A 12,275-nucleotide genomic window follows, 5' to 3' on the forward strand; every position below is an offset into this window, starting at 1 on the left:
TCACGCGATCACCGGCGGGAACGCATGGTTAAAGACTTGTTCGGGGCTTTTCGATCCCTGTCGTGGGGGACGTGGGCCCCGAGCTCCACGGAACGGCCACAGGGGCTGCGCGAGCGTGCCGGAAGCGCTGTAATTGCGGACGTGGTCAGTGAGGGCACGGCGGAACGCGGACTGAGGAAGCCGCGTGTCGAACTTGCCCTCGAAGCGCTGCCCGACGATCTCGATCCGCGTGAGCGCCTCCACGCCATCCTCGAACAGGTGCTCGTCTTCACACAGGCGACGCTCGCCGCCGTGTACATCCCGGACGCCGAGGGCGAACTGCTCGCCGTGGCCGCGTCGGCCGGCGTCCCGACGAGCCTGTACGGGCTGCTCGACAGCTATCCCACCTCCGGCGCGACCTCCCCCGCCGAGGTGTGCCGCACGCGTCGGCCGGTGTGGCGCGGCTCCGCCGATCTCGTCCAGGACGCCGACGTCCGCCGCTCGGTCGTCGGTGAGTTCTCGGTGGGGGTGCTGCCGCTCGACGAGCGGGGCTGTCTGCTCGCCGTGAGTGACGACCCGGACGGTTTCACCGCCGAGGACCGGCGGTCCCTGGACCGGTTCGCGCAGGCGGTCACCCGGGCCGCCCCGGCACCGCCCCTCGGGCCGGGCGCCTCGTTCGACCTGGCCATGGACAGCGGACAGGTCGAGGTCGACGACCAGTTGCTGGAGCTGTTCGGGATCGGCCCCCGAGACTTCGAGGGCCGGGTCGAGACCCTGCTCGCGATGACCGTGCCCGAGGACCTGCCCGCGCTGATGTCCGTCGTGGAGGCGGACCACATGTCCATCGGCGACCGGGAGCTGGAGTTCCGCATCCGGCAGCCCTCCGGCGAACAGAAGTGGCTGCGGCTGCGCGGCCGGCTGCTGCCCGGCGGCGAGGACCGCCCGGCCCGCCTCGTCGGAACCGTCGCCGACGCCTCCACCCTGCGCACCGGCCGCGGCGACGTGGCCCGCGTCCAGCGCCTCGCCGCCGCCCTCGCCACCGCCGGCACCGTCCGCGACGTCAGCCAGGCCGTCGTCGCCGCCCTCCGCAAGCCCCTCCAGGCGGACCGGATCGCCCTCGCCGAACTGGAGGGGGACCGCCTCGTCGTCACCGTTCTCGACCCGCCCCAGCCCGAGGCCTGGCCCGAGGTCTGGCGCACCGAATGGCGCTCCGAGTGGCCCGACGCGCCGGTGCGCACCATGCCCACCCTCGCCGCGGCACTCCGCGAGGGCCGCGCCGCGATCTGGCCCGCCGACGCCGATCTGGAACCCGCCCTCGCCGAGGTCGGCCCCGGCGGCCTCGCCGTCCTCCCGCTGCCGGCCGGCGGCAGGATGGCCGGGGCCTGCCTGATCGGCTGGGACAGCCCCCACGACTTCGGCCCCGACGAGCGCGCCCTGCTCACCGCCGCCGCGGGCCTCGCGGGCCAGGCCCTGATGCGTGCCCACGCCTTCGACGCCGAACACGAACTCGTCGGCATGCTCCAGCGCACCCTCCTCCCGCGCCGCCTGCCGCAGCTGCCCGGCGCGGTCGCCGTCGCCCGCTATCTGCCCACCACCGCGGGCCTGGAGGTGGGCGGCGACTGGTACGACGTGATCCCCCTGCCCGACAACCACGTCGCGTTCGTCATCGGCGACGTCCAGGGCCACAACGCGGGCGCCGCCACCCTCATGGGCCAGATGCGCACCGCCCTGCGCGCGTACGCCGTCGAGAGGCACCCCCCGGACGTCGTCGTGTCCCACGCCAACCGCCTCCTCGTCGACATGGAGACCGACCTCTTCGCCACCTGCTGCTACGTCGACGTCGACATGGAGGAGGGCCTGGCCTGGTACGTGCGCGCCGGCCACATCCCGCCCGTGCTGCGCCACCCGGACGGCACCGTCGAGATCTCCGAGTCCGACGGCGGCCCCCCGCTCGGCGTGCTCCGGCAGGCCGACTTCCCCATGACCTCGCTGCGCCTGCCCCCCGGCAGCCTCCTCGCCCTCACCACGGACGGCCTCGTCGAGTCGGCCGACCTCGACGTGGAGGACGGACTCGACCAGCTCGCCGCCGGCCTGTCCGCCGCCGACCCCGCCCACCTCGGCGTCGTCGCCGACACCCTGCTCGGCGGTGCCAACCGCGACGACGACGTGGCCCTGCTCCTCGTGCGCTACGACGGCATGGCCCTGCGCCCGCGCCGTGAGAACTGGACGGTGTGGCGGGTGCCCCAGGCGGTCGGCCACGCCCGCCGCTACACCCGGCGCGTCCTGCGGGCCTGGGGCATCCAGGACGAGGCGGACGCCGTCCTCCTCGTGGTCTCCGAACTCGTCACCAACGCCCTCGTGCACACCGACGGCCGGGTCCGCCTCGACCTCACCCTCCTCCACGACCGGCTGCGCGTCGCCGTCGCCGACACCTCGCCCCGCACACCGATCAAGCCGGCCGGCATCGGCTGGGAGGCCACCGGCGGCCGTGGCATCCTCCTCGTCGAGGCCATGTCGTCGGCGTGGGGCACCGTGCCGGCGAGCGGCGGCAAGCAGGTGTGGGCGGAGATCCCCATCGGCTGACACCCTGGTGGTGTGCGCCTGCTCCTGATGTCCGACACCCACCTGCCCAAACGCGCCAAGGCGCTGCCCGAGCGGCTCCTCGCCGACCTCCCGCACGCCGACCTGGTCGTCCACGCCGGCGACTGGGTCGACGAGGCCACCCTCGACCTCCTCGAACGCCGCTCCCGCCGCCTCATCGGCGTGTACGGCAACAACGACGGCCCCGCCCTGCGAGCCCGCCTGCCCGAGGTGGCCCACGCCGACCTGGACGGTCTGCGCCTCGCCGTGGTCCACGAGACGGGCCCCGCCCAGGGCCGCGAACGCCGCTGCGCCGACCGCTTCCCCGACACCGACGTCCTCGTCTTCGGCCACAGCCACATCCCCTGGGACACCACCGCCGACAACGGTCTCAGGCTGCTCAACCCCGGCTCCCCGACCGACCGGCGCCGACAGCCGCACTGCACCTACATGACGGCGACCGCGGCGGACGGCCGGCTGACGGAGGTACGACTGCACCGGCTGCCACCTCGCACCTGAGTCCTCGGGGCAGCCTTCACGGAGCCGGCGGGTGGATCACCCCGGACGTCGCTGTCAGCGGCACCCCGCTGCCGCCCCACCTGAGCGCGACGATCTCCGCGGCGACGGACACCGCGACCTCCTCGGGCGTACGGGCCCCCAGGTCGAGGCCGACCGGGGAGCGCAGCCGGGCGAGCTCGGAGTCCACGAGACCGGCCTCCCGCAGCCGCCGCATCCGGTCGTCGTGCGTACGGCGGCTGCCCATCGCACCGATGTACGCGGCCGGCCGCCGCAGCGCCTCCTCCAGCAGCGGCACGTCGAACTTCGGGTCATGGGTGAGGACGCAGACGACCGTGCGCTCGTCGGTGGGCGTCCCGCGCAGAAAGCGGTGCGGCCAGTCGACGACCACCTCGACGGCGGCGGGGAACCGCCTGGGCGTCGCGAAGACCGGACGGGCGTCGCACACGGTCACCCGATAGCCCAGGAAGTCGCCGATACGGGCGACCGCGGCCGCGTAGTCGATCGCGCCGAACACCAGCATGCGGGGCGGCGGCGCGAACGAGTGCAGGAAGACAGTGACGGCATCCTCGCGGCGCTCGCCGTGCGGCCCGTAGTGCCGCTGCACCGTGGCCCCCAGGGCCAGCTCCCCGCGCGCGTCGGCGGCGACCGCCGCGTCCAGCCCGGCCGCGCCGAGGGAGCCGGACACCGCCTCCGGCCGGACGGCGAGCGTGGCGCCGCGCGGGGCGGGGCCGTCGACGACGGTCGCCAGGGTCACCGGCCGGCCGGCGGCCACGGACCGGACGACCTCCCCCAGCGCCGGGTCCGCCTCCGGGGTCACCCGCCGCACCAGCACACCGATCTCCCCACCGCAGGTGAGCCCCACCGCGAACGCGTCCTCGTCGCTGTACCCGAACATCTCCAGCCGCGCCCGCCCGGACGCCACCACCTCCTGGGCCAGCTCGAACACCGCGCCCTCCACACAGCCGCCGGAGACACTGCCCACGACCTCGCCGCCGGGGCCGACCGCCATGGCGGCCCCCGGCTCGCGGGGCGCGCTCCGGGTGACCGTGACGACGGTCGCGAGCCCGAAGGGGGCGCCCGCCGCGTACCACTCGCCGACCGCCGGGAGGACCTCACGCATGGCCCGCGCTCCTTCCACCACCCCCGCGCCTCCAGCGTCCGACAGTTCCGCCTCCGCCGCCCCTCAGCCCACGGGGGCCGCGCCTGTCCCGGCAGGTGAACCGTTTCGGACCCTCCTCCCTCGGGGACCCGGGGTCCATGGTGCACATCGGATACACGATGATGACCGAGCAGGCCGGTCCGCGGGAGCTCGTCGACCATGTCGTCCGGGCCGAGGACGCGGGCTTCGACTTCTCGGTCACCTCCGACCACTACTTCCCGTGGCTGCGTTCGCAGGGGCACTCGCCGTACGCGTGGAGTGTGCTCGGTGCCGCCGCCCAGGCGACCTCCCGCATCCCGCTGATGACCTATGTGACGTGCCCGTCGTTCCGCTATCACCCGGCGGTGGTGGCGCAGAAGGCGGCGACGATGCAACTGCTGTCCCAGGGGCGTTTCCGGCTGGGGCTCGGCTCGGGCGAGAACCTCAACGAGCACGTCGTGGGCGGCGGCTGGCCGCCGGTCGACATACGGCACGAGATGCTGGAGGAGGCCGTGGAGATCATCCGGGCGCTCTTCGAGGGCGGCCACGTGACCCACCACGGCACCCACTTCGACGTGGAGTCCGCCCGGTTGTGGGACCTCCCGGACGAGCCGCCGCCCCTCGGCATCGCCGTCTCCGGCGAACAGTCCTGCTCCCTCGCGGGCAGGCTCGCCGACCTCGTCATCGCCACGGAGCCGGATGCCGGGCTGCTGCGGGCCTTCGACCGGCACGGCGGCGAGGGCAAGCCGCGCGTCGGCCAGTTGCCGGTCTGCTACGACCCCGACCGCGACACCGCCGTCCGCCGCGCCCACGACCAGTTCCGCTGGTTCGGCGGCGGCTGGAAGGTCAACTCCGAGCTGCCGCACCCCGATTCGTTCGCCTCGGCCACCCAGTTCGTCAGGCCCGAGGACGTCGCCGGGTCCGTCCCGTGCGGCGACGACCCGGACGCCTTCGTCGAGGCCGTACGGCCCTACGCCGAGGCCGGGTTCACCGAGATCGCCCTGGTGCAGATCGGCGGCGACTCCCAACCCGCCTATCTGGACTGGTCGGAGAAGACACTGCTGCCCGCACTGCGCGACGTCTTCGGGTGAGGTCCGGGCAACGGGCGGGCGGGGCGGCCGGAAGCCACCGGAGCCGCCCCGCCCCTTGCCGTCGAGTGCGCTCCAACTCCTAGGCTGACGCTCCCGACCCACCCCACCTGCGACGGAGCACAGGCATGCGCTATCGAGTCCTCGGCAAGACCGGCATCGAGGTCAGCACCCACTGCCTCGGCACGATGATGTTCGGCGCCGTCGGCAACCCCGACCACGAGGACGGCGCGCGCATCATCCGCGCCGCGCTCGACGCCGGCATCAACTTCGTGGACACCGCCGACATGTACTCGACCGGAGAGAGCGAGGAGATCGTCGGCAAGGCGCTCAAGGGCGTGCGCGACGACGTCGTGCTCGCCACCAAGGTGCACTTCCCGCTGGGCGAGGGACGCAACCGCAGCGGCAACTCCCGCCGCTGGATCGTGCAGGCCGTCGAGGACAGCCTGCGGCGGCTGGACACCGACTGGATCGACCTCTACCAGGTGCACCGCCCCGACCACACCACCGACATCGAGGAGACCCTGTCCGTCCTCACCGACCTGGTGCGGGCGGGCAAGATCCGGGCGTTCGGCTGCTCCACGTTCCCCGCGGAGGACCTCGTCGAGGCGCACCACGTGGCGGAGCGGCGCGGACTGATGCGGCTGCGCACGGAGCAGCCGCCGTACTCGATCCTCGCGCGCGGCATCGAACGGGCCGTGCTGCCCACCGCCCAGCGCCTGGGCATGGGGGTGCTGACCTGGTCGCCGCTCGCCTCGGGCTTCCTGTCCGGCGCCTACCGCGAGGGACGCCCCGTCGACCTCACCGCCGGCCGGCCCAGGCTCACCCCGCACCGCTTCGACCCGGCGCTCCCGGGCAACGCGGAGAAGTACGCGGCCGTCGAGCGCCTCGTCGCCCTCGCCGAGGAGATGGGCCGCACCCTGCCGGAACTGGCCGTCGCCTTCCCGCTGGTGCACCCGGCCGTCACCTCGGTCATCATCGGCCCGCGCACGATGGACCAGCTCACCTCGCTGCTCAAGGGGGCCGACCTGGTGCTCGACGACGCGGTGCTCGACCGGATCGACGAGATCGTGGCGCCGGGCACGGACCTCTACCGCGCCGACGGCGTCTGGCAGCCCCGCCCCCTCACCGAGCCGACCCTGCGCAGGCGCCCGACAGGCGAGCGAGCGGCCACGGACTGACCCTCGCCGGAGGGCGGTGACGGCCGCGCGGGCCAGGGCCTTCGCGACCGGCCGCCTCGCCGGTCGCGGGGCGCCGACGCGTTGGTCGACGACATCGGCGCAGCGTGGTCGATCAGGGCCTCGATCACCTGTACGTCAGACGGTGGTCACTCCGCGGCCGTCACCGCGAGGGCTTCCGGCCGGGACACCACGACCAGCGTGCCCGGGTCGATGTGCCCTCAGCAGATGTCGATGTGAGTGAAGTCGTACACCGCCTCGTTCGGGCCGACCTCGGTGATCCGGCCGTTCGCCTCGATGTCGGCGTGATACTTGGGACCCCAGAAACGGACTACGGCTCCGCCGGTCTGGTTGTTGCGAACAGCCAGCGCGTCGATGAAGTTCGAGAGCGAACGCGTTTCGCACCTGAACAGGTGGAAGACGCTGTGATTGCCGTCGCCCTGGCCAACCGACACGCAGGCGATTCCGGACGCCGCGGAGCACGCAAGCAGCGCCGCGTTCCGATTGGCACTGGACACATCCCGTGCCCATACCCGCTCGCCCGAGTACAGCGGGTAGATCTCCGGTGTCCATGCGGCCCTTCCGGCCGCAACGTTCGGCGCTGCCTGTGCCGGTGCCTGCGCCGCCAGCGGAAGGGCCAATGCGGCGATCATCGTCACGACCATGGCGGCCGCCCGCTTTCTGAAACCTGTCACGCTCATTTGATCTCCTCTGTGGTCGCAACCGGTCCAGCCGGACCGCCCCCTCCCGCGAAGGTGCCCTGACCCTCGGGCTTGGTGGGGCTCCTGTGGTTCGGCCTCAGTGTGGTCCGCGCACCGAAAAGCAGGCCACGCCTTTCGGTCAGCGCCGAAAGGCCGTGGTCACAGCCCCGTTCGCACAACCGCATGACCCACCCGCCGCGGTGGCGGCGAAGAATCGCCGTTGCAGGTGAACTGTCTTGCGAAAACGGGTACTTACTCGTGAGTCAGATGCTATTGACGGCTCGGCTGTCCATTGGGACGGTAGGGACATGTCGAATGTGGCGGACATGTCAAGATTGCGCACACGTCTGCTCGGTGTCCTGGTACTCGTCACCGGCTTCCTGACCACGGCGGGCCCCACCCAGCCCGCCTCCGCTCTCACTGACGAACTCTGGTTCGACTCCCAGGCCGCGGCGACCCTCACGGTCGACGGCGGCAGGTTCAAGGACGGCCTCGGCCGCGAGGTCGTCCTGCGCGGCTACAACGTCTCCGGCGAGACGAAGCTCAGGGAGAACAACGGTCTGCCCTTCGCCTCGGTCGCCGACGCCAGGAAATCGGCGACCGCGCTCCGGGCGCTCGGCGGCGGCAACTCCGTCCGCTTCCTGCTGTCCTGGGCGTACGCCGAGCCCGTGCGCGGCCAGGTGGACACCGCCTACCTCTCGGCGGCCACCGCCCAGATGGGCGCCTTCCTCGACGCCGGGATCCGCGTCTACCCGGACTTCCACCAGGACCTCTACTCCCGGTGGCTGTTCGACTCCGACAGTTGGTACACCGGCGACGGCGCCCCCAAGTGGGCCGTCGACCTCGGAAACTATCCCGACGAGTACTGCGGCATCTGCCCGTTCTGGGGGCAGAACATCACCTCCAACGCCGCCGTCACGAAGTCGACGTACGACTTCTGGCACAACACGTACGGCGTCCAGGACTCCTTCCTGGCCACCGCCCAGAAGACCATGGCGTACATCAAGCAGAACCTCTCGGCCGCACAATTCCAGGGCGTCGTCGGCTTCGACCCGTGGAACGAGCCGCATCCCGGCGTCCTCGACTCGGGGCAGACGAGCAGGGCGTGGGAGAAGGACGTCATGTGGCCGTTCTACGTCAAGTTCCGCGCGCGGATGGACGCGGCGGGCTGGCAGTCCAAGCCCGCCTTCGTCGAGCCGAACCTCTTCTGGAACGCCAACATCGACTTCCAGAAGCAGGAGGGCGGACTGCTCGACGCGGGCACCATCGGCCCCCGCTACGTCTTCAACACCCACTTCTACGACCAGAAGGCGATCTCCGGCGTCTTCATGTGGGGCAAGGCGGAGAACGGCCAGTACACGACCGACTTCGGGACCATCCGTGACCGGGCGGCCGCCGGCGGCACGACCGCGATCGTCAGCGAGTTCGGGCACCCGCTCGCCGGGTCCGTCTCCGACAAGGCGCCCACGGTCTACAAGGCCATGTACCAGGCGCTCGACTCCCGCGTGAAGGGCGGCAGCTGGTGGTCGGACCCGGCCGCCTCCGGCCCGGTCCTGTCCGGTTCGCAGTGGCAGTGGGACCTCTACCACGGCCGCCACCGCGAGCTGATGAACGACAACCCCGACAAGGTGCAGAGGGAGGGCGACGCCTGGAACGGCGAGGACCTCTCCGCCGTACGCCTCGACGACTCCGGTACGGCCGTGCTCCGCCAGGACGCCCGGCTCCTCGACCGGGTCTATCCGAGCGCCACGGCGGGCAGCACCCTCGCCTTCACCTACGAGGACCGCTCCCGCGACGGTTCCACCACGCTGACCTGGAACCCGGTGCCCAGCACCCTGCCGAACGTCTCCTCGCTCGTCGGGTCCGGGCAGTACGCCCTGCTGGTGTGGCGCTCCGACGGCAGCAGCGAGCCGACGGAACTGCACCTGCCGGCGTCCTTCCCCACCGCGTCCACGACCGTGGTGTCCGACCTCGGGGTGACGTCCGCGCCGCCGGCGTACACCACGTCCACTCCCGTCGCGGCGGCCAGGGAGCCCGGCGGCACCGGCAGCCGACGGCTGCTGCTCACCGCCCCCGACTCGGGCAAGCTGCACTACGCCCTGGTCACCAACGGGGCGACAGCCCCGTCCGCGACGCGGTTGGACGCGGCGCGCACGGAGCTGTCGGGGTGGCTGGCCTCGAAGTTCAGCTAGCGGAAGGTCAGCGGGCGGAGGTCCCGGTCCAGCCGGCGGGCACCTGCGCGACGCGCACCCGCTGCGGGTGGTCGCCGACCGGCACGGACAGGATCTTCTTCCCTGTGGCGAAGTCGATCACCGTGACCTGGTCGGCGCCGCTCTCGGAGACCACGCAGGACTTGCCGTCACCGCTGACGGTCGACCAGTACGGCTTGGAGACGGGGACGAGCGGCCCTTCCTGGAGGGTCGCTCGGTCCACGACGGTCGCGTAGTCGTCCATCGTCCCCGCGATGCACAGCTTGGTGCCGTCCGGCTTCATCGTGAGGCCGTGGTGACGGGAGTCGTTGACGAAGGTGGTGCGGTCGTCGCTGACTCCCGGCGACTTCGGCAGGGTCTTGGTCCGGGTGATCTTGTCCGTGGCGATGTCGTACTCGAAGAAGCCGTTGAAGAACGACACCTGGAAGTACAGCTTCGTCTCGTCGGGCGAGAACGCGGCGGGGCGGACGGCGTCCGAGTAGTCGTTCAGCCCGATCGCGTTCAGCCGCTCGCGCATGTCGATCACCTTGACCTGCTGGAAGGTGTTCGCGTCGGCGATGGTGATCTTCCGGTCGCCCTTCGTCCAGTCCAGCCAGGGCGCGTCGGACTGGGTGTTCACATCGCCGATCGCCATGTTCCAGATGTACTTGCCGTCACGGGTGAAGATGTTCTCGTGGGGCTTGTCGCCGGTCTTGAAGGAACCGACCTGCTTGCCGGTGACGATGTCGAGGACGTGCACGGTGTTGCCCGTCGAGGCCGACACAGCGACCCGTTTGCCGTCGGGGGAGACCGCCATGTGGTCGGCGCGGAAACCGGACACGGGGAAACGCCAGTTGATGGCACCGGTGGTGAGGTTGATCGACACGACGTCGGCGAAGCTGGGGCGGGAGACGACCATCGACGAGCCGTCGGGCGTGGAGTACATGTCGTCCACGAACTGGTCGTGGCCCTCGCCCACGCTGTTGCGGATCGTCATGAAGGCGATCCACTTGATCGGGTCGGCGTTGATCTCCGCCATCCGCTGGGCCTTGTCCGGGATGACGTTCACCCGGCCGATCTTCGCGAAGTCGCCGGAGCCCTTGATGACATCGGCGGTGCCCTCCCAGTTGTTGCCCACGAACATCACCTCGCGCAGGTCCGCGGCGCCGGCCGCGGGGGCGGCGGACGCGGTCGCGGCGGCGGAGGCGGTCAGGGTGAGCGCGGCGGCCACGGCACCGAGGTGACGGGTCCGGCGCCGACGAGGGCCGGGGGTGGGGATCATGGCTGGTTCCTCCTGCTTGCTGGGGGCATGACAAGGCGGCTCTGGGGAGAGAACGGGGCGAGAAATCTGAATACAGCAGCGTTCAGAGTTGACTTACTGGAAAGTAAGGAACGGGCGTGCTTCTCCACAAGACCACGGACGCGACAAAATCGGGGGAGCGCCGGTTCGACCGTCGAACGGGTGACGCTGCGTCGGGAGGGGAAGCGTGGCGGGCAGGCTCAAACAGCCCACCGGCCGTTACGGAGGACGGTCCGCCGAGGAGCGCCAGGCCGAGCGCCGTCGCCGCTTCCTCGACGCGGGCCTCCAACTCTTCGGTGACAGCCCGGGGTTCCGGGGCACCACCATCGCGGCGCTCAGTGAGGCGGCGGGTCTGTCGACCCGTCAGTTCTACGAGGAGTTCCGCACCCTGGAGGACGTGCTGGCCGCGCTCCACCTCCAGGTCAACGACTGGGCCGAGGAGGCCGCGCTCGCCGGCCTCGCCACGGCGGAGGGGCGGCCGGTCGCCGAGCGGGTCACCGCGGCGTTCCGCGCCTACGCCGCGAACGTCACCGGCGACCCCCGCCGGCTGCGGATCACCTTCACCGAGATCATCGGCGTCAGCCCCCGTCTGGAGCGCCAGCGTCTCGAACGCCGCTCCCGCTGGGTCGACTTCCTCTGCGCGGAGGCCGCCGCGGCCGCCGACCGGGGCGAGGCCGCCCACCGCGACTACCGGCTCGCCGCCACGGCCTTCATCGGCAGCGTCAACGGCCTCCTCCACGACTGGCAGGCCGGCTTCGTCGACGCCGACCTCGACGAGGTGGTCGACGAACTCGTCCGCCTGCTCCTGGGGATACTCCGCCCGGTGGGGTGGCGAGCGGAGGGCGCTTGAGATGTGGGACGAGGTGGAGAGTGGTCGCCAGAGGATGCCCTGCGAGCGCGGCGGGTGGCGGCCGGAGGGGCCAGAGAGGGCGGCGGGATGGCGATCGAAGCGAGCCTGGGACGGCGGCGGATGGCGGCCTGAGAGGCGCCGGGGCCGTGTTGCATGCGCCCCGGTCCTGAGAAGTCGGCGAGACGCGAACCGAAAGGTGCGGGCCGAGGCGGCGGACTGACGGGTGCGGGTTGAGTCGGCGGGAGAAGCCAGTTGAGGCGGCGGACCGGACGGGTGCGGTTTGGGGTGGCATGGAGGCGGTGCGGGCTTGAGATGGCGGCCCGGGAGGGTGTGGGGCTTGAGGCGGTGGCCCGGGAGGGTATGGGGCCTGAAGCGGTGGTCCGGAGGGGTGCGGGGCCTGAAGCGGTGGTCCGGTGTGCGGGGCTTGAAGCGGTGGTCCGGAGGGGTGCGGGGCTTGAGGCGGTGGTCCGGGGTGTGGGGCTTGAGGCGGTGGCCCGGGAGGGTGTGGGCTTGAGGGGGGCCGGAAGGGCGTGGGCTTGAGGCGGTGGTCCGGGGTGTGGGGCTTGAGGCGGTGGCCCGGGAGGGTGCGGGCTTGAGGGGGCCCGGAAGGGCGTGGGCCTGAGGCGGTGGCCCGGGAGGGTGTGGGGCTTGAAGCGGTGGTCCGGAGGGATGCGGGGCTTGAGGCGGTGGTCCGGGGTGTGGGGCTTGAGGCGGTGGCCCGGGAGGGTGTGGGCTTGGGGGGGGGCCGGAAGG

Annotated in this window: 9 protein-coding genes; 6 read left to right on the forward strand and 3 right to left on the reverse strand. The window is 71.9% G+C overall.

Features of this window, described 5'->3' with window-relative positions; translation table 11 throughout:
* Positions 1–141 precede the first annotated feature (141 nt).
* Positions 142–2,562 carry a SpoIIE family protein phosphatase gene (locus ACZ43N_RS20650; protein ID WP_468099216.1) on the forward strand — a complete coding sequence of 807 codons (2,421 nt, stop codon included), beginning with the start codon at positions 142–144 and terminating at the stop codon, positions 2,560–2,562.
* Between the two features lie 12 nt (positions 2,563–2,574).
* Entirely contained in the window at positions 2,575–3,078 is a 504-nt protein-coding gene (locus tag ACZ43N_RS20655) for a metallophosphoesterase family protein (RefSeq protein ID WP_468099218.1), read from the forward strand.
* A gap of 16 nt (positions 3,079–3,094) precedes the next feature.
* On the opposite strand, the gene ACZ43N_RS20660 is transcribed toward ACZ43N_RS20655, so the two are convergent.
* Positions 3,095–4,198, reverse strand: coding sequence for an XdhC family protein (locus tag ACZ43N_RS20660; protein WP_468099219.1), 1,104 nt, complete (start codon positions 4,196–4,198; stop codon positions 3,095–3,097).
* 137 nt (positions 4,199–4,335) lie between these two features.
* Between ACZ43N_RS20660 and ACZ43N_RS20665 the strand changes: the two genes are divergently transcribed.
* Together ACZ43N_RS20665 and ACZ43N_RS20670 are read left to right on the forward strand one after the other, a co-directional pair.
* On the forward strand, positions 4,336–5,307 hold the full coding sequence (locus tag ACZ43N_RS20665) for an LLM class F420-dependent oxidoreductase (RefSeq protein ID WP_468099221.1): 972 nt from the start codon (positions 4,336–4,338) through the stop codon (positions 5,305–5,307).
* A gap of 125 nt (positions 5,308–5,432) precedes the next feature.
* On the forward strand, positions 5,433–6,485 hold the full coding sequence (locus ACZ43N_RS20670; RefSeq protein WP_468099223.1) for an aldo/keto reductase: 1,053 nt from the start codon (positions 5,433–5,435) through the stop codon (positions 6,483–6,485).
* Between the two features lie 218 nt (positions 6,486–6,703).
* On the opposite strand, the gene ACZ43N_RS20675 is transcribed toward ACZ43N_RS20670, so the two are convergent.
* Positions 6,704–7,183 (reverse strand): hypothetical protein, encoded by a 480-nt coding sequence (locus tag ACZ43N_RS20675; protein ID WP_468099224.1) that lies wholly within the window; start codon positions 7,181–7,183, stop codon positions 6,704–6,706.
* 326 nt (positions 7,184–7,509) lie between these two features.
* On the opposite strand from ACZ43N_RS20675, the gene ACZ43N_RS20680 reads away from it, so the two are divergent.
* Positions 7,510–9,375 carry a glycoside hydrolase family 5 protein gene (locus tag ACZ43N_RS20680; protein ID WP_468099225.1) on the forward strand — a complete coding sequence of 622 codons (1,866 nt, stop codon included), beginning with the start codon at positions 7,510–7,512 and terminating at the stop codon, positions 9,373–9,375.
* A 7-nt stretch (positions 9,376–9,382) separates the two neighbouring features.
* Here the strand turns inward: ACZ43N_RS20680 and ACZ43N_RS20685 are convergent, their stop codons facing one another.
* Complete coding sequence (locus tag ACZ43N_RS20685) at positions 9,383–10,654, reverse strand: YncE family protein (protein WP_468099227.1); 1,272 nt, start codon at positions 10,652–10,654, stop codon at positions 9,383–9,385.
* Positions 10,655–10,859: 205 nt separating this feature from the next.
* On the opposite strand from ACZ43N_RS20685, the gene ACZ43N_RS20690 reads away from it, so the two are divergent.
* Positions 10,860–11,522, forward strand: a complete 663-nt coding sequence (locus tag ACZ43N_RS20690; RefSeq protein ID WP_468099228.1) for a TetR/AcrR family transcriptional regulator — start codon at positions 10,860–10,862, stop codon at positions 11,520–11,522.
* Positions 11,523–12,275: the final 753 nt, after the last annotated feature.

This window comes from Streptomyces sp. NPDC030814 (assembly GCF_055572155.1).